General features: G+C 55.4%; 17 protein-coding genes. 8 read left to right on the top strand and 9 right to left on the bottom strand.

Features of this window, described 5'->3' with window-relative positions:
• Window positions 1–70 precede the first annotated feature (70 nt).
• Together AMR42_RS11925 and AMR42_RS11930 are read right to left on the bottom strand one after the other, a co-directional pair.
• Window positions 71–487 (bottom strand): hypothetical protein, encoded by a 417-nt coding sequence (locus AMR42_RS11925; protein ID WP_099533714.1) that lies wholly within the window; start codon window positions 485–487, stop codon window positions 71–73.
• On the bottom strand, window positions 488–2,164 hold the full coding sequence (locus tag AMR42_RS11930; RefSeq protein WP_099533716.1) for a S8 family serine peptidase: 1,677 nt from the start codon (window positions 2,162–2,164) through the stop codon (window positions 488–490). It abuts the gene before it with no gap.
• 280 nt (window positions 2,165–2,444) lie between these two features.
• Between AMR42_RS11930 and rpe the strand changes: the two genes are divergently transcribed.
• Window positions 2,445–3,143 (top strand): ribulose-phosphate 3-epimerase, encoded by a 699-nt coding sequence (gene rpe / locus AMR42_RS11940; RefSeq protein WP_099533719.1) that lies wholly within the window; start codon window positions 2,445–2,447, stop codon window positions 3,141–3,143.
• Window positions 3,144–3,447: 304 nt separating this feature from the next.
• Here the strand turns inward: rpe and AMR42_RS11945 are convergent, their stop codons facing one another.
• Together AMR42_RS11945 and AMR42_RS11950 are read right to left on the bottom strand one after the other, a co-directional pair.
• Entirely contained in the window at window positions 3,448–4,095 is a 648-nt protein-coding gene (locus AMR42_RS11945; protein WP_099533721.1) for a response regulator transcription factor, read from the bottom strand.
• Window positions 4,096–4,575: 480 nt separating this feature from the next.
• Window positions 4,576–5,106: a ferredoxin gene (locus tag AMR42_RS11950; RefSeq protein WP_234406965.1), complete on the bottom strand. Its 531-nt coding sequence runs from the start codon at window positions 5,104–5,106 to the stop codon at window positions 4,576–4,578.
• Here AMR42_RS11950 and AMR42_RS21190 point away from each other — a divergent pair.
• Both AMR42_RS21190 and groES read left to right on the top strand, forming a co-directional pair.
• Window positions 5,094–5,264, top strand: a complete 171-nt coding sequence (locus AMR42_RS21190; protein ID WP_190404994.1) for a hypothetical protein — start codon at window positions 5,094–5,096, stop codon at window positions 5,262–5,264. The two genes, AMR42_RS11950 and AMR42_RS21190, sit on opposite strands and share 13 nt — an antisense overlap.
• 168 nt (window positions 5,265–5,432) lie before the next feature.
• The gene (gene groES, locus AMR42_RS11955; protein ID WP_099533722.1) at window positions 5,433–5,744 is read left to right on the top strand and encodes a co-chaperone GroES; all 312 of its coding nucleotides are present in this window, start codon (window positions 5,433–5,435) and stop codon (window positions 5,742–5,744) included.
• Here groES and AMR42_RS20485 read toward each other — a convergent pair.
• Entirely contained in the window at window positions 5,741–5,899 is a 159-nt protein-coding gene (locus AMR42_RS20485; RefSeq protein WP_158234460.1) for a hypothetical protein, read from the bottom strand. The two genes, groES and AMR42_RS20485, sit on opposite strands and share 4 nt — an antisense overlap.
• 34 nt (window positions 5,900–5,933) lie before the next feature.
• Between AMR42_RS20485 and groL the strand changes: the two genes are divergently transcribed.
• Window positions 5,934–7,574, top strand: coding sequence for a chaperonin GroEL (gene groL / locus AMR42_RS11960; protein WP_099533724.1), 1,641 nt, complete (start codon window positions 5,934–5,936; stop codon window positions 7,572–7,574).
• Window positions 7,575–8,153: 579 nt separating this feature from the next.
• On the opposite strand, the gene AMR42_RS11965 is transcribed toward groL, so the two are convergent.
• The gene (locus tag AMR42_RS11965; RefSeq protein ID WP_099533726.1) at window positions 8,154–8,978 is read right to left on the bottom strand and encodes an acyl-CoA desaturase; all 825 of its coding nucleotides are present in this window, start codon (window positions 8,976–8,978) and stop codon (window positions 8,154–8,156) included.
• A 494-nt stretch (window positions 8,979–9,472) separates the two neighbouring features.
• Here AMR42_RS11965 and AMR42_RS11975 point away from each other — a divergent pair, with 494 nt between their 5' ends.
• The 3 genes from AMR42_RS11975 (at window position 9,473) to AMR42_RS11990 (ending at window position 12,343) form a co-directional block, all read left to right on the top strand.
• Window positions 9,473–10,720 (top strand): methionine gamma-lyase family protein, encoded by a 1,248-nt coding sequence (locus tag AMR42_RS11975; protein ID WP_099533754.1) that lies wholly within the window; start codon window positions 9,473–9,475, stop codon window positions 10,718–10,720.
• Between the two features lie 333 nt (window positions 10,721–11,053).
• Window positions 11,054–11,485 carry a Fur family transcriptional regulator gene (locus tag AMR42_RS11985; RefSeq protein WP_347278305.1) on the top strand — a complete coding sequence of 144 codons (432 nt, stop codon included), beginning with the start codon at window positions 11,054–11,056 and terminating at the stop codon, window positions 11,483–11,485.
• A 36-nt stretch (window positions 11,486–11,521) separates the two neighbouring features.
• Window positions 11,522–12,343 (top strand): MOSC domain-containing protein, encoded by an 822-nt coding sequence (locus AMR42_RS11990; protein ID WP_099533730.1) that lies wholly within the window; start codon window positions 11,522–11,524, stop codon window positions 12,341–12,343.
• A 205-nt stretch (window positions 12,344–12,548) separates the two neighbouring features.
• Here AMR42_RS11990 and AMR42_RS11995 read toward each other — a convergent pair whose 3' ends face one another.
• Entirely contained in the window at window positions 12,549–13,670 is a 1,122-nt protein-coding gene (locus tag AMR42_RS11995) for an endonuclease NucS domain-containing protein (RefSeq protein WP_099533732.1), read from the bottom strand.
• Between the two features lie 245 nt (window positions 13,671–13,915).
• Here AMR42_RS11995 and AMR42_RS12000 point away from each other — a divergent pair, with 245 nt between their 5' ends.
• Complete coding sequence (locus AMR42_RS12000; protein WP_099533734.1) at window positions 13,916–14,326, top strand: hypothetical protein; 411 nt, start codon at window positions 13,916–13,918, stop codon at window positions 14,324–14,326.
• 16 nt (window positions 14,327–14,342) lie between these two features.
• Here the strand turns inward: AMR42_RS12000 and AMR42_RS12005 are convergent, their stop codons facing one another.
• Both AMR42_RS12005 and AMR42_RS12010 read right to left on the bottom strand, forming a co-directional pair.
• Window positions 14,343–14,948 carry a peptidoglycan-binding protein gene (locus tag AMR42_RS12005; RefSeq protein ID WP_099533736.1) on the bottom strand — a complete coding sequence of 202 codons (606 nt, stop codon included), beginning with the start codon at window positions 14,946–14,948 and terminating at the stop codon, window positions 14,343–14,345.
• 104 nt (window positions 14,949–15,052) lie between these two features.
• Window positions 15,053–16,252, bottom strand: coding sequence for a peptidoglycan-binding protein (locus tag AMR42_RS12010; protein ID WP_099533737.1), 1,200 nt, complete (start codon window positions 16,250–16,252; stop codon window positions 15,053–15,055).
• Between the last annotated feature and the right edge of the window lie 401 nt (window positions 16,253–16,653).

Consider the following 16,653-nt stretch of genomic DNA (forward strand, 5'->3'; position numbering starts at 1 on the left):
GAGAGGTACGAAAAATCGTCAAGTTGGCAGAAGTTGGGCTACCGTTTTTTGCACATCAACCCAATCGATCTCAGCCAGAATCCGGCCGATCGCCCGATCGCCCCCGGCCCGGCCCGATCGCCCAGGAGCGTCGCCGCCACACGGACACCATCAGCCCCACACAAATTAGGCAATAGGTGCTTGTCCAGGCGCTTTGCAGCAACAAAAAACTGAGGCTGGGGTTAGCGAGCTGTTCGCTGACCGTGCTGCCCACGGCCAGCCCGATCGCCCAGCCGATCGCCAACTGCACCGATCGCTTGGCCGCCACAAATTCCCGCTCATCCAAACCCGATCGCCGCAGGGCCAGCAAGGCCGGCAACCAACCGGCGATCGGTGCGTAGTAGAGATAAAGCCGCAGCCGGGAGCCGATCGGGTCGAGATCCCGATCGCGCACCCCCAGCTCGGTGCGATCGATCAGGGGCGGCACATCCTCGGGCGGCTGGTGCATCTAGTTGGCTCCCTTCGTCCACCAAGCGAGGGCATACTCATCACTTTGGCCCACAGCCGCCTCCTTCAGGGCCACGCGCACCCGATAGCGGCCGGTTTTGGGCACTTCACAAAACACATGCTCCACGCTGTCCACGGAGCTGATCGATCGACAGGGGTTAGTGGTGATGGCCACGGTTTCCCCTTCCGGAATCAGGTACAGATCAAAATCGCTCAGGCCTTTGTTCACAAAACCTTCACCCCGATCGAACCGGCCATTGTTATTGCGATCGAGCAATTCCACATGGCGGCTCCAAGTGAGGGTCAAGGCCGCAAAGCTGCCGCCCTGGAGCGGTTGGGCGATCGGGTAGTCGTGAACGGCCGGTTGGTCGTCCTTCAGGGCCAAGGACTGGAACGCCCAGCCCACCAAGGGCACAGCCTCGCCCGGCTGCCATTGACCCGGTGCAAACTGTTGATAGGCCCGGTAGGCATTCAGTTGGCCCGCGCCAATTTGCTCATCGAGCGGAATCGTCGGATCGCTGGCGGCATCGGAATCGAGCCAGGTTTTTTCGTCTTCGCGCCACACATCCCGCGTCATGCCCAACCGGTTGCCATCTCCCGCGTCCTTGGCCTTGTCTGCGGAATTCATCAACACCGCTTTCATCACCTGGTGGCGACGGGCATCTTTGCTCCAACGGGCTTGCTTTCCGGCAATTTGCCGCTCGGCCCATTCCTGAAGCAGGGCCACGGTGGCGGTGACATGGGGGGTGGCAAAACTCGTGCCGCTGGCATAGATCACCTGGCCGCTCAGTTCATACAGCCCCACATCGGCCCCCGGAGCCACCAGCCCGATCGACCGCCGCAACCCTGCATTGCTTTCGAAGCCCACCAAATGCCGACCAACCCCCGTGACCACGTTCCCCAGGTTGGCAAAATCCAACTTGGAAAACTGCCCCCGAAACCGCCGGGTAAAGGCCACATTGATGCCGTTGAAGGTGTCCGTGGGAATTGAAATGCCCCCATCGCCCTGATTGCCCGCAATCAGATACAGCACGTCATGGGCCCGCGCCGACCAATCCACACAAAGGGTGAGCAGGGAATTGCCATCCAACATGGCGTTCAGTCGCTGATCCTGGCTGAGAGGTTCGCCAAAGCTGAAGTTAATGGCTCGCACATCGCCATGGTTTTGCAGGGCCACGGACTGGCTAGCTAAACATTCCCCAATTTGGCCATTGCCTTCGGATGGGCCCGTGGCTGCGGAATAAAGCATGGCCCCAGGAGCCACGCCCCGCGCCAATTTCCCCGATCGCCCAATCATCACCCCCGCCACACTGTGGGCATGGCCATCCACATATTCATCGGGCCCTGGCCGCTCTTCCAAAACGAACAGGCCCGCAGTTCGAAAATCATCCGCATTCCCCGCCGCTTTGTCGTAGCCAAAACGACCGGGCCGACCAATTTCCACTTGGCCAATGCCAATTTTGCGGCCGGTGATGTTGTAGGGCGCTTGGTGCAGTCGATCAGAATCGATGCCATCGGGCCCTGTGGACAGCGGCAACAACACGGCGGGCAAAGTGGCGCTGGCGGTCGTGGCGATCGAGCAGCCGATCGCCCCTAACAACACCAAGCGCCCAGTCCGAATCAGGGCTTGGCCGAGGCGATCGAATCGGAGGGAAAACAAATGGCGCGATCGACCCATAACTCCTCACTGATAGCTGATGAAAGCTGACCAAATTGCTGGCTCAATTAAGGCGACGAACAGATTTTGGGCGAATTTTGGACGAATCTTGGGCAAATCTTGGGCGAACAGATCCTGATCCTGTCTTGATCGTGGATAGATCGGGGATGCTGTTTGGGTTGTAGCGCGATCGCTCGTCAAGAAACCCTGAAAAACCTGCAAGTTTTAACAAATATTGTTCATATTCTGTTAAAACAAATACAATTTCTACCCTTGCCCGCCCCCAGAGGACGCACCCACCATGAGCCAAAAGCCCATCGTCGTCGCCCCTTCCATTCTATCCGCCGATTTCAGCCGCCTGGGTGAAGAAATTCGGGCCGTAGATGCTGCCGGTGCTGATTGGATCCACGTTGATGTCATGGATGGTCGCTTCGTGCCGAACATCACGATCGGCCCGCTGATCGTTGAAGCCGTGCGTCCTCACACCCAAAAGCCCCTCGATGTCCACCTGATGATCGTCGAGCCGGAAAAATATGTGGATGCGTTCGCCAAGGCCGGCGCTGACCACATCACGGTTCACGCAGAGCACAACGCCTCGCCCCACCTGCACCGCACCCTCGCCCAAATCAAGGAAGCGGGTGCCAAGGCTGGCGTGGTGTTGAATCCTTCGACCCCGCTGGAATTGATTGAATACACGCTGGAACTGTGCGACCTGGTGTTGATCATGAGCGTCAACCCCGGTTTTGGCGGCCAGAAGTTCATCCCCGGTGTGTTGCCGAAGATTCGCAAGCTGCGTCAAATGTGCGATGAGCGCGGTCTCGATCCTTGGATTGAGGTGGATGGCGGCCTGAAGGTGGACAACACCTGGCAAGTGCTCGAAGCGGGTGCAAACGCGATTGTGGCCGGTTCGGCGGTGTTCAACGCCCCGGATTATGCCACCGCGATCGAAGGGATCCGCAACAGCAAGAACCCCGCCACTCGCGAGCTGGCTGCGGTCTAGGATTTTTCGGGTGGCCAATGGGCTGGCGATTATTCGATCATCGCAGATTGACCGCCCGCCCAAAGCCATCAATCAAGATTGCTGTAGCTAGACCATCACTCACCACTCAATCAATATCAATTGCGATGAGCGATCTTAGCCAATTCAGGCGATCGCCCATCTTTTTTTATTAAGGTTTCGTTTGATTTTCTGTTTGAGGTTTTGCTTTTGAGTTGTTGGCTTAAGCTGTTCACTTATTTTTTGCTTAAGCATTTTGTCTATCGCTGATCTATTTTTTTGCTTAGTGTTTTCCTTAAGTTTTTGGTTATAACGCCATTCGAGTTTCGATCGCCCAGCGTGCCAGTTCTGTGCGGTTGCTGAGTCCCGTTTTGCCCAACATATTGCTAACGTGACTTTCGATCGTGCGTTGGCTGACGCTCATCAATTCAGCAATTTCTCGATTTGCCATGCCCCGCGCCACCAACTGCACCACCCGCGACTCCGTGGGGGTCAGTTCCACATCTTTTGGCACTTTGAATTTGGGCGATCGATCTCCCTTGGCTTGGTAACGAATTAACCGGGAAGCCTGTTTTAAGGAAGACTCAACTTGGGCCACCAATTCTTCCGGTTCAAAGGGCTTGGTCATGTAGATATCGGCCCCCGTGGTCAGCCCCTTAATTCGATCCTGGCTTTGGCCCTTTGCCGACAGCAACAGCACCGGAATCCAGTTCGTTCGCGGGTCTTGGCGCACGGATTTCACCAAGCTGTAGCCATCCATTTCCGGCATCATCACATCGCAGATGATCATATCCGGCAAATCTTGCTCAAGCTGTTCCAGGGCCTCGCGACCGTTGCTCGCCGGAATCACCACATATCCGTGAAATTCCAAATAATCTTTGACGAGCAAAATCAGATTTGGATCGTCATCGATGAGTAAGATTCGTTTTTGAATACCAAGATTGCTTCTTCTCATAGGAAGCGAAAAGATCTTTAGGAAGAGCGGAAGTTAGCACGATCGAGTGCGATCGCCTACCTTTTTAATCACTCAGGTTAATTTCAGTCCCGTTGAATGAGCTGCTCAAGGAGCTGCATAGCCCAAGGAACTGCATAGCCTACGGGTCGGGAATTTAAGGGGAAAATTAAATTCACCGCAATTGTTCACAACCACTTCACTGCCATTTCACCAACATTTCACCAAAACTTTGTCGCAATCCGCCGCAGGAATGCGCCGTAATCATACGACTAGGATGAACTTAGGGTCGTGGTCGTTGGGCCACGGGCAGGAAATCCGAAAAACCAACCACGGCTGGACAAGTTAACCAGCTACGGACAGGATTGATGGGTATTTTTTTAACCTGCCTCCTAGTTTAGGGCAATGCTGGTGTTGAGTGCTACCAGTAATTTCGCTAGGCAGTCCTGATTCCCGAGTGCAACGGCTGCCCAGTTCCGCCGCTCAGGGAGCCATTTGGGGCAAAGATCGCTCAAAGAAAGCCAAGGACTGCACAACACGCCCACCAATGAGATGTTCCTGAATGATCTGCTCAATCGCGGCTGGGGTGGCGCGTCGATACCACACGCCTTCGGGATAAACCAGCAGAATTGGCCCTTCCGTGCAAACCCGCAAACAGTTCGCTTTTGTCCGAAAAACCACGGAGGATGGGGAAAATTCTGCACCGGAGGGGTTGCCTGGGCCGGTTCCGTCAAGACCCAGTTCTCGCAATCGCCGCTTCAGATAGTCCCAGGATTCCAGGCTGGCATCCTTGGGGCAGCAAAGGGGTTTGGTTTGGTCGGCGCAAATGAAAACGTGGCGTTCGATGCGATCGATTCCCAATGTCCGCACCACGGGCAGGAGCGATCGGGCCTCCTCGGTTGGGGAATTGGTTTGGGCCTCGACGGGGCAAGGGGTTAAGGCATCGGGATCGAGATCGGGATCGGGTCGATCGGCCTCTGGGTTCGCAAGGGAAGAATGCAATGGGGTTGCCATGGGGCAATGCGGTGGGGCTGAGGGTGGTTGGCAAGGTGTGTCGGGCGGCGGGTGACGTACTGGGCGGGGCGATCGAGATCTTTCCAAGTTACGCCCTGGTTGCCAGTTCGGAAACCCGTACAGAGGGGTCTGTTGTCAGGCCCCATGGTCTCCAGTAAATTAGCACTCGGATGGAGAGAGTGCTAAAAGCCGTTGGTCAGGCTGCGACAGACACCCTGTCAGCACCGCGCAGTCAGCACTGCGTAACCACGGGTTTTCAGCCTTTCGCCTATCCGCTTCACCATTGGTCTAGCTTTTCACTTCAAACCTCTGGAGACAGATTCTGTATGGCAGCCGTATCGTTGAGCGTATCGACCGTGACTCCTTTGGGCGATCGCGTATTGGTCAAAGTCGCCGCCGCTGAAGAAAAGACCGCTGGCGGTATTCTCCTGCCCGATAACGCCAAAGAAAAGCCCCAAGTTGGCGAAGTCGTCGCTGTGGGCCCTGGCAAGCGCAACGATGATGGTAGCCGCCAAGCTCCCGAAGTCAGCACTGGTAACAAAGTTCTCTACTCCAAGTACGCTGGCACGGATATCAAGCTGGGCGGCGAAGATTACGTCCTGCTCTCTGAAAAAGACATCCTGGCGGTTGTTGGCTAATTAAGCCATGGCCCGAGCCGTCCCGATCGACCGCTGCTCTTTAAGGGCTGCTCTTCAAGGGTTGACGGTTCCTCGGCTCGATCGCCCCGGTTAAGCCGATCGCCAAACCAGCCATCGTCAAACCGGACTAACCAGCCCAATCCTGGGTTTCGCAAAACTCCTCATTCTTCAACCTCCAACAGGCAGATCATGGCTAAGAAGATTATCTACAACGAAAACGCCCGTCGTGCCCTTGAGCGCGGTATGGACATCCTGGCGGAAGCCGTGGCCGTCACCTTGGGTCCCAAGGGTCGCAACGTCGTGCTCGAAAAGAAATTTGGCGCACCTCAAATCATCAACGATGGTGTGACGATCGCCAAAGAAATTGAACTGGAAGATCACGTGGAAAACACCGGCGTGGCCCTGATTCGCCAAGCCGCTTCCAAAACCAACGATGCAGCGGGCGACGGAACCACCACCGCCACCGTGTTGGCCCACGCGATCGTTAAAGAAGGTCTGCGCAACGTGGCCGCTGGCGCTAATGCCATCACCCTGAAGCGCGGTACTGAAAAGGCCGTCGCTTACCTGGTGGATCAAATCAAGGCCCACGCTCGCCAAGTCCCCGAAAACGACTCCAAAGCCATCTCGCAAGTGGCAGCCATCTCCGCCGGCAACGACGAAGAAGTTGGCCAAATGATCGCCGATGCCATGAGCAAAGTGGGCAAAGAAGGCGTGATCTCCCTGGAAGAAGGCAAGTCGATGACGACTGAGCTGGAAGTTACCGAAGGGATGCGCTTCGACAAGGGTTATATCTCGCCCTACTTTGCCACCGACACCGAGCGGATGGAAGCAGTGCTGGATAACCCCTTCATCCTGCTGACTGACAAGAAGATCACCCTGGTGCAAGACCTGGTGCCGATCCTGGAGCAAGCCGCTCGCGCTGGCAAGCCCCTGCTGATCATCGCTGAAGACATCGAGAAGGAAGCCCTGGCTACCTTGGTGGTGAACCGTCTGCGCGGCGTGCTGAACGTGGCTGCTGTGAAGGCTCCTGGCTTCGGCGATCGCCGCAAGGCCATGCTGGAAGACATCGCCATCCTGACCGGCGGTCAACTGATCACCGAAGATGCTGGCTTGAAGATCGACAGCACCAAGCTGGAGCAACTGGGTCAAGCCCGCCGGATCACGATCACCAAGGACACCACCACGATCGTGGCCGATGGCAACGAAGCCGAAGTGAAGGCCCGTTGCGAGCAAATCCGCCGTCAAATGGAAGAAACTGAATCTTCCTACGACAAGGAAAAACTGCAAGAGCGTCTGGCCAAGCTGGCCGGCGGTGTGGCAGTGGTGAAGGTTGGCGCGGCCACCGAAACCGAAATGAAGGATCGCAAGCTGCGTCTGGAAGATGCGATCAACGCCACCAAGGCGGCCGTTGAAGAAGGCATCGTGCCCGGTGGTGGTACGACCCTGGCGCACTTGGCTCCCAGCCTGACCGACTGGGCAAATGCCAACCTGAAGGACGAAGAGCTAACCGGCGCACTGATCGTGGCTCGTGCCCTGACGGCTCCCCTGAAGCGGATTGCTGAAAACGCCGGTCAAAACGGCGCGGTGATCGCTGAGCGCGTGATGGAAAAAGACTTCAACGTGGGCTACAACGCTTCGAGCGGCGAATACGTAGACATGTTTGAAGCTGGGATCGTTGACCCCGCCAAGGTGACCCGATCGGCCCTGCAAAACGCTGCCTCGATCGCGGCGATGGTGCTGACCACCGAGTGCATTGTGGTTGACAAGCCCGAACCGAAGGAAGCTGCTGGCGCTGGCGCTGGCATGGGCGGCGGCGACTTCGACTACTAAGTCTCGCCCACAACCCTTGTCCCGGGCATGGTTCAGGGAATCGTTGTAGCCGCGCATTCAAACCTGGATCTAATCTTCACTCAAAATTAGATCCGCAAAAGATTAGATCCCGCCCTTGAGGCGGGATTTTTTTGCCAATTGGCGAACAGGCGGATCAAATAGGGGCACGGGTGCGCCCGGCAGCGGCTATTAATCTCCGGCGATCTCATGGCGGCTGGTTGAGTTCCTTTGAGGATGGCTTCATGAACAACCCATCAACCCAATTCATGTCAACCCAATTCATGGGCAACAAAAAAGCAGCACTCCCATGGGTACTGCTTTAAGACTGAAAGCTTAATCGCGGGTTGAGTTCGACAGAAATCAACCAACCCGTCGATCAATTTGCAATTGAATGGTAGGGATTTTCAACCGTACAGCGAAAGAGGGCTAATCAACTGGTTTTAAAGATCGTTGAGTTGAAACGACTAAAGACAATTCTTGAATCAAGCTTTGAAGCTTTTGGGGCCAAGCTGGGATTGAATCAGAATTTTCCTCAAACCGTTGTCAAGCGATCGGGGCTGAACGGCCGCTCACCCCAAGTTACGATTCCGCCTTCACCAACTTGACGTTCTTCGCCAAGCCCAAGAACTGCAACAGTTGGATCGTCATCCAAGTGGCATCAATTTCCCACCAAGCCAAACCATGGCGAGCGGAGTATTGATGGGCATGGTGGTTGTTGTGCCAGCCTTCGCCGTAGGTCAGGAGCGCCACCCACCAGCAGTTGGTGGAGCGATCGCCTGAGTCTTCAAAGGTGCGATAGCCAAACTTGTGGGTGGCGCTGTTCACCAGCCAAGTGCAATGCCACAGGGAAACCATCCGCACGCAGATGCCCCAGAGCACAAACGACCATCCACCCATCAGGTACAGAATGGCGGCGAGGGGAATTTGCAGCAGCAGGAAGTAACGATCGAGGAATTTATAGAAGGGATCGTCGCCGATATCCTTGGTGAAGCGGGGAATTTCGCTTTCGGCGGGCACTTCGTACATCATCCAACCGATGTGGCTCCAGAGGAAACCCTTGGTCGAATCATGATGATCCGGATCCGTGTCCGAATGCAGGTGGTGGTGGCGGTGCAAACCAACCCACCAAATGGGGCCACCTTGGCAGGAGAGCGTTCCACAGAACACGAAGAAGTACTCCAACCACTTGGGAACCTCGAAACTGCGGTGGGTGACGAGGCGATGCCACCCAAGGGTAATTCCGAGGCCGCCCGTCACCCAGTGGAGGAAGATCATCAGGCCAACGGCTGCCCAGCTAAAGTTTTGCGGCAGAAATGCCACGACGGCTGCGATGTGCATCGCCGTCATAAAGATAATTACGCCCCAGTCTGGGCGCAAGTTCTGTGCGGACGTTGCGGCAGTCATTCAATTACCTATGTCATCGATGCGCTAAATCAGCGTATCATTTCCTATTTGAATTTCTTCACAATGGACTGAGCATCCAGGTTGACCGAAATTCAGCGGTGGTGTGGGTTGGCGCTGCGAAATCTAGGAATCGGCAGCAGCCGCAGAGGGGCGGCTCGATCGCGATCAGGGGTTTAGGGAATTTTTGGGATCGCGAAACCTTTTGATCGCGATCAAGCCGGGGATCAACGCCAGTCTAAGTCAGGAATCCCTGAAAACATTGGGGATCAGGGGCGATCGGCCGGCTCAGATTGGTTGTGTTTTGACCTTAATCAGCGCATCCTTGCCCCTCAATTTTGGGTTGTTGGTGATCTTGATTGAGCACCGAAGCGGTATTTTGGAAAGCTTGCCTAATTTTGGCAATTTTTTGGGCGCAATTACGAAAATTCAAGCCATTTGGGGTTAGTTCGGTCATGGGGATTCAGATGAATCAGGCCACCAAGGGCGGTGTCACGGTGGATGCGGCAGCGGTGGTGCAACAAGCGGTGGAGGAGTTGGGGCCCCGATTCGGGCAAATCGATCGCGCGGTGCAGGCCAAGCTGAAGCGTGTGCTGGATGCGTTTCGGGCGGAACGAGTGGGGGCCCACCATTTTGCGGGGGTTTCGGGCTATGGCCACGATGATTTAGGTCGGGACACGCTCGATCGAGTCATGGCCCGGGCCCTCCAGGCCGAAGCCGCGATCGTGCGAGTGCAAATTGTGTCGGGAACCCACGCGATCGCCTGTGCCCTCTTTGGGGTGCTGCGGCCCGGCGATGAGCTGCTGTCCGTGGCCGGCAAACCCTACGACACCCTGGAAGAGGTGATTGGCAAGCGGGGCAGCGGTCAGGGATCCCTGATGGATTTTGGGATCACCTACCGGGAATTGGATTTGACTCCGGCCGGGACGATCGATTGGGAAGCCCTGGCCCAAGCAATCCGTCCAGAAACAAAGATGGTCACGATCCAGCGATCCTGTGGCTATGACTGGCGACCCAGCCTCTCCGTTGCTGACATTGGCCGGATCGTGGCGATCGTGAAGGCTCAGAACCCAAGCACGATCTGCTTTGTGGACAACTGCTACGGCGAATTTGTGGAAGACAACGAACCGACCGCCGTGGGCGCAGACCTGATGGCCGGCTCCTTGATCAAAAATCCCGGCGGCACAATCGTCACCGCTGGCGGCTATGTGGCCGGCCGGGCTGATCTTGTGGAGCAAGCGGCCTGTCGGTTAACGGCTCCCGGCATTGGTTCCGAGGGCGGGGCGGCCTTCGACCAACACCGACTGCTCTATCAGGGTTTGTTCTTGGCTCCCCAAATGGTGGGAGAAGCGCTCAAGTGCAATTACCTAGCAGCGCGGGTGTTTGCCAACCTGGGCTATCCGGTGAATCCGGCTCCGGACGCAGCCCAAAGCGACATCATCCAGGCCCTGAAGCTGGGCAGTGCCGAAAAGGTCATTGCCTTTTGCCGGGCAGTGCAACAGGCTTCCCCGATCGATTCCTACGTGGATCCCGTGCCGGCCGTGATGCCCGGTTATGAAGACCAAGTGGTGATGGCTGGGGGCACATTCATTGAAGGCAGCACCTCAGAGCTGTCGGCTGATGGGCCCTTGCGCGCGCCCTATGTGGCCTATTTCCAAGGGGGAACCCACTGGACCCACGCGGCGATCGCCCTGGAAACGGCCGTGGCGGCGATCGGCCCCGCAGGCAGTGCCCTGGAGTCTTAACCACCAGTGATTTGGCTCAATGGGCGGTTTAATCAGCAGCGCGATCGACTGAACCGCCCAGACAGTCCATGGGAGCATTCCATTCGCACCAAACCCTTGTTTCCAAGAGGTGCGCTAAAATCAAATCAGTCCGGGTATGAGATAGCCCCCTGATGTGGTAGAAGCTCGCAACAACGCCAGCCCCGATCGCCCATCTCCCAGCGGTTTACACCCCTGACAGCCACCCCCGGCATCGAACGGCCCGCCGCTGTCAAGAGACCGTCCGCGCTCTCGCCCGTCCCTGAACCTGCCCTCAAACCCAGTTGTTTAACCCGTTCTGCTGAGAAGCCGCCCGTGAAACCCATTCGATCGCTTGATGATGCCCTAGAACGCTGCCAAACCCTGGGAATGCGCGTCAGTCGCCAGCGCCGCTTCATCTTGGAACTGCTATGGGACGATCAGGAGCACCTATCGGCACGGGAAATTTATGACCGACTGAATCGGCGGGGCAAAGACATTGGCCACACCTCGGTTTACCAAAACCTGGAAGCCTTGGCCCGTAACGGCATCGTGGAATGTATCGATCGGGCTGATGGTCGTCTGTACGGCAACATCAGCGACCCCCACAGCCACATCAACTGCCTAGACAGCGGCCGAATTGTCGATGTGCATGTGACCCTGCCACCGGAGCTGATTGCCCAAATCGAGGCCCAAACGGGGGTCAAGATCGCTGACTATCGGATCGATTTTTACGGCTACGATCAGCAGTCTGCCCAGGCCAGCTAGTGCCAGTTGCCCCATCGATCACCCCTCTACTCCCCCATGTCCACCTACCCGAGGCTGGCCCGCATCACCCTGTTTCCGATCAAGTCCTTGGATGGTGTCGCGGTCGATCGGGTCGCCCTGACGGCGGCTGGATCCTTAGTGGGCGATCGGGAATTTGCCTTGCTCGATACCCAAGGCAAGTTCATTAACGGCAAGCGCAACGCCGCCATTCACCACATTCGATCGACCTTTGACCTAGCCCAACGTCTCGTCACCCTGCGCTTACAAGCAGGCTCTCAACCCGCCGCCACCTTCCATTTAGATCGCGATCAGGAAGCATTAGCCACCTGGTTCAGCGACTATTTTCAGCAACCGGTCACCATTGCCCAAAACCACGAGGCCGGCTTTCCCGATGATCCGGCCGCTTGGGGCCCCACCTTGATTAGCACAGGGTCGATCGCAACGGTGGCCAGTTGGTTTCCAGACTTGACCGTCGCGGAACTACGCGATCGGCTGCGAACCAACCTGGAAATTGACGAGGTGGAGCCTTTTTGGGAAGAACAGCTCTACAGCACCGCTGGCAACGGGATCCCGTTTCAAATTGGCGCAGTGCCATTTCTGGGCACGAATCCCTGTCAACGCTGCATTGTCCCCACCCGAAACAGCCAAACCGGCGAACCCACGGCTCAATTTCAAAAAACCTTCATGGCCCAGCGCCAAGCCACCCTGCCACCTTGGGCCGAGCGATCGCGTTTTAATCACTTCTACCGATTGGCCATCAATACCCAAGTTCCGGCGATCGACCCCAATTCTGCCTCTGCCAACGAAGAATCTAGGATGTTGCAAGTGGGCGATCGGTTAACGCTCACATTGGACTAAATTAAACTAAATTAACTGGTAATTGAGTTAATTAGTCATAGCAATTACCTCGCCTGATGAGCACCTTGACGGTGCGTGGTAGAGCAGTTTTAAACATCAGTTCAGGATAAGGGAAACAGAAGTGATCTTGTAGGTTGGGTTGAGGTATGAAACCCGACAACAGCAAAACTAGTGGCAATCTAGCGCAAAGATAGATCACCTAGTACTAAATTTTCTCTAGCCAAGCTTCTAGTGCCAAGTTTATTAAGTCTTGCAGGGATGATATTTCTTCTTCGTTCTTAATTAAGGAGAGATATCCTTTTATGGGCATTGCCAAACCTGACTTATAGTGCGGATTTAGAGTTTGATTCTTATATCTTTCTTCGACAAACCGCTCTCGATAATCCTTATCGGTGAAGTATCTCTCAACAGAATGCTTAGGAGGTAGTAATTTATTCAGAGGTCGAACTGATCCCAGCCGACATTCTTCATAACTCACCATCCTGCCGTTCCCCTTTGGAACATGCCCTAATGAAGTTACTGATAGCCAATCTGTCCAGATCTTCATCCTAGCAATAATTTTTCTGGCACCCATTGTTCTTGATGTAACATGCGGTAGCCACAGAAACAAGGCTGGTGTTTTGCGGCTTTCATCATATCTCAATTCAGCGCAAGGTCTGGTTTTACTAGAGCCATACAAAATATTATTGCCAATAGGTATCTCCTTCATTTGGTGATGAAATCCGAGTATTTGTTCTCTTGCATTCAAAATGAATTGTCGTTCAGTTTCTGCAACATCAGTCAGTAATTTCAACAGTCGTCTTGGTGGTTCTTGAACTAACCGCTCCTGTGATTCCTGCTCATATGAGACAGTGATCGAAGATGACTCATTATTTTCTAAATTGTGGAGAGTGAATATGAGACTTTCAGATTTTATAGACAAATCAAATGTTAAAAAATGAATATCTAAACAACTATACTTTCTGTCAATTAGATTATCTCTGTGAAAGACAGGGGAGATTATTAAGATTTTAATAGGCTTAGAGTAGTCAACAAAATCAGCCAACGGCTTCTCTTCTAGTAAAGCGTCGTAATATCGAGATACTTGATTGACAACATATCGGTCTTCTTGATTTTTAAGTTCCACAATGAGTAGTCTTTTATCAGAATCTACAGCCAAGATGTCGCAGAACTGACCACCAATAGGAAACTGTCTTTTTAATGGAGTAACACCTAGCATTTTATCTAAGCATAAATACAGGAAGTCTTCGAGGTTTGCCTCCGACTGAAATTCCCATTTTGAACCTATTTTTTTAAGCTTGGCTACTTTAGAAAGTGAATAAGGCATGGTTCAGAAAATAAGTTAAGACTTTTATTTTAGGTTAATCATTTTAACTTGCTTAACACTTAATATTGATTAAGTTCAGAAATTTTTAATTCGTTCAAGTGAAATTTTGATAAGAATTTTGAGTTGCAGCCTTAGATCAAAATCATGAGGTACTCAAACCTAGGCGATCCACAACATCCACAAGACCCGTAAAATCAGCAAGATCATCTCCCAAATTATCCAATTCGCACCCCCGCAACGGCCCTATGGAACATGGTTTGATGTGGCTGCCCCTCCTGGGGCTGTTTATTGGTCTCGCCTATGCCGGTTGGAATGAATACCAACGGCTAGAGGCTTACAAAATTTGGGCAAAAGGGTTCGATCGCGCCAAATACGACATTTACGCCGTCTTGGGCCAAAAGGGTCGTGAATTGGTTTGGGGCATTCCCAACCGCAAGGGGCCGATCGAGGTGCAACGGCTTTCCCTGGAGCAAGTGCAGGGCGTGGTGCTCATGGCCGATGGCCAGGCGATCAACCCCGAGAAATATCCCACTCAAGCCAAGCAGGTGATTTTGGAGCTGGTGCGCAAGGACAGCGGCCCAGCCATGAAAATTCCCTTCACCCAAATTGATATCGCGGCCCAATGGGCGATCGCCCTGGAGCGGGATTTGGGTTAGGGCGATCGCGTCAAACCTAGCCCAGCAGACCCAAAGCCGCTTTGGTGCGCGGCCCGGCTACTCCGTCAGGAACTAAGCCAGAGTCCCGTTGGAATCGCTTGACCGCCGCTTCGGTGATCGGGCCGTAATACCCCGTGACCCGAAAGCGGAAATAGCCCAAGTCTTTCAGCCGCTGTTGCAAACGACTGGTGTTGACGTTGCGACCGCTCACGCAGCTATAGCAGGGGCCGGCTCCCGCGCCCCATCCGCCGCTATTGCGAAGATAAGGGGGGCGGTAAACGTAGCTGCTGATGGTTTTAAAGGTGGGGCAAGGGCGAACGGTGATGGGTGGCAGGGGCTTGGTGACGGGGCGATCGGGATTGACGAAGGCGGGGCCGTCGCCCACGCCGCCGCCACCGCCACCACTGCGGAGGGTTTCACCCGCACGCTCAGCGGCCAGGGCCGGGCCGATCGCCGCGCCCAGAATGCTGACAGTCAACAGCAGCGACAAAAAGCGCAACCAACCTTGGGACGACAGCCGCTCCCAGGCGATCGCCCGACTGAGGGCCGCTTCTAGGGACGGGAGTTCCAGGAAATCAGACCGGTAGGCCGCTGCCAAGTGGGGATAGCCAAGACTTTCCATAGATAATTTGCCAAACCTAAGAATCCAAAGAATCCGAACCTAAGCAATCCGAAGCGTCCGCAACCGGGGGCACAGACTCAACTGCAATTAGCATCACTGCTGAATCACTGCCAGCCGCCATAGCCAGAGCCACAGATTCGCACGCAACAGGGATTATAAACAGGCTGCCAACTGGAATCGGTTGCGGGTCGCACCCAGTTTCGGGCCCGGCGCACATGGCGCTTCACGGGCAGGTAGGGAGAGCCTCGGCGGCCGGAAACGGGCACGGTGGCCAGGGCATTGACCGTGGTTGCATCCACGTAGCCGGTGGCGGGAATGCGACGCGATCGCTGGAAGGCAACCAGGGCCGTTTGGGTGACTTTGCCGAAGTGACCCGTATTGGTGCGCGATTTTTGGAAGCCCAGGGTGCGCAGCTTGCCTTGGAGGGTGGCCACGCGATCGCTCGTTTCGCCCCCATAGATTGGCGCGGTCAGGGTTCCATAACTTCCTGTGTTCACCTCGGAGCTGGGGCGAGCGCTCGGGGGCAGCACCACCGGAGCCACCGGGCGCGGACGGTTAATCACCGGCTGCCAACCACCCGGCTGATTCCCCCGATCGTTCGTGTTGCCCGTGTCGCCGCGGCCGTCCGATCGCCAAGGGTTGCGTGGCTCCACCGTTTCCGCATCGAGCTTGGCTTGGGTTTCCAAGTCCAACACGCCGGTTCCTGGCAATCGGTGCTGGGCCTGATAGGTCAACAGGGCGGTGCGGGTGGCTTCGTCAAAGGTTCCAGTCACCAACAGGGGCAGGTTAAAGGTGCTGGCCTGTCGCAGTCGCCATTGCAGAACTTGCACCGAAGGGCCCTGGTCTCCGCGCACCAGGTAGGGGGCGGGCGTTTGGCGGGCGGGCGCACCGTTGGCCGCCATCAACATCAGGGTGCTGGTGCGATCAAGCACGCCCGTGGGGGTGAGCTTGCCGGTGCGCCGTTGGTAGTTGCGCAGGGCCAGTTCCGTGGCGCTGTCAAACTCAGCGGTAATCGGCACTTCCAGCCCGGCCCCCTTGAGCAGTTGCTGAAGATTTTGAACCGCCAAGCCCCGATCGCCAAATCGCAGGCTGTTATAGGCCTGGGCCCCTTCGGCCAGAAGCGGCCAAGACAACACCCCAAGGGCGATCGCCCCCAGAAGCATTCGGCCCGAGGTGATTCGATTGAGCTGCCCCGTGGCCCGATCGATGACCTGATCAGTTCCCTGATCTTGGTCTTCCAGGTGTTCCGGGGCATCCAGCGCCTCTAACGCCAGGGCATAGTGCAAATAGGCCCAGCTTTCCATAGCAAGCTCATCAAAAGTGGATTGAGTTCTTAAACTGAATTCTTGACTCTGACTGGAGTGCTAAGCGACTCAAATTTTTTTCATTCAACCGCGATCGATTGAACAGCGATTGATTGAACGACGATCGGGAATGGGTGAACGTTGGTTGCAGAATCATCCATTCCCGTTGTACTGGAGAACAGACCTCAGACACAAGGTGGGAGCCACCGGGCGATCGGGCATGGGGGTGGGGATCGGGGTGATCTTCTCGTCAGGTGATCTTCGCGTCAGACGCTGATTAACCGTCGAATCTTCAACCAAAGTCCTAGGCGCGATCGAACAAAAGACCTTAGAATTCTGGGCATGGTTCAGGCAAATCCCACAAACAATTCCCCCGCGACCTCGATCGCGCCCCCCACCGG

The sequence above is a fragment of the Limnothrix sp. PR1529 genome (assembly GCF_002742025.1).
Taxonomy (GTDB): Bacteria; Cyanobacteriota; Cyanobacteriia; order CACIAM-69d; family CACIAM-69d; genus CACIAM-69d.

What these genes read in the sequence shown, in the direction of transcription:
- AMR42_RS11925 (WP_099533714.1), bottom strand. Translation starts at nt 487, where the DNA reads ATGCACCAGCCGCCCGAGGATGTGCCGCCCCTGATCGATCGCACCGAG.
- AMR42_RS11930 (WP_099533716.1), bottom strand. Translation starts at nt 2,164, where the DNA reads ATGGGTCGATCGCGCCATTTGTTTTCCCTCCGATTCGATCGCCTCGGC.
- rpe (WP_099533719.1), top strand. Translation starts at nt 2,445, where the DNA reads ATGAGCCAAAAGCCCATCGTCGTCGCCCCTTCCATTCTATCCGCCGAT.
- AMR42_RS11945 (WP_099533721.1), bottom strand. Translation starts at nt 4,095, where the DNA reads ATGAGAAGAAGCAATCTTGGTATTCAAAAACGAATCTTACTCATCGAT.
- AMR42_RS21190 (WP_190404994.1), top strand. Translation starts at nt 5,094, where the DNA reads ATGGGGTTGCCATGGGGCAATGCGGTGGGGCTGAGGGTGGTTGGCAAG.
- AMR42_RS11950 (WP_234406965.1), bottom strand. Translation starts at nt 5,106, where the DNA reads ATGGCAACCCCATTGCATTCTTCCCTTGCGAACCCAGAGGCCGATCGA.
- groES (WP_099533722.1), top strand. Translation starts at nt 5,433, where the DNA reads ATGGCAGCCGTATCGTTGAGCGTATCGACCGTGACTCCTTTGGGCGAT.
- groL (WP_099533724.1), top strand. Translation starts at nt 5,934, where the DNA reads ATGGCTAAGAAGATTATCTACAACGAAAACGCCCGTCGTGCCCTTGAG.
- AMR42_RS11965 (WP_099533726.1), bottom strand. Translation starts at nt 8,978, where the DNA reads ATGACTGCCGCAACGTCCGCACAGAACTTGCGCCCAGACTGGGGCGTA.
- AMR42_RS11990 (WP_099533730.1), top strand. Translation starts at nt 11,522, where the DNA reads ATGTCCACCTACCCGAGGCTGGCCCGCATCACCCTGTTTCCGATCAAG.
- AMR42_RS11995 (WP_099533732.1), bottom strand. Translation starts at nt 13,670, where the DNA reads ATGCCTTATTCACTTTCTAAAGTAGCCAAGCTTAAAAAAATAGGTTCA.
- AMR42_RS12000 (WP_099533734.1), top strand. Translation starts at nt 13,916, where the DNA reads ATGGAACATGGTTTGATGTGGCTGCCCCTCCTGGGGCTGTTTATTGGT.
- AMR42_RS12005 (WP_099533736.1), bottom strand. Translation starts at nt 14,948, where the DNA reads ATGGAAAGTCTTGGCTATCCCCACTTGGCAGCGGCCTACCGGTCTGAT.
- AMR42_RS12010 (WP_099533737.1), bottom strand. Translation starts at nt 16,252, where the DNA reads ATGGAAAGCTGGGCCTATTTGCACTATGCCCTGGCGTTAGAGGCGCTG.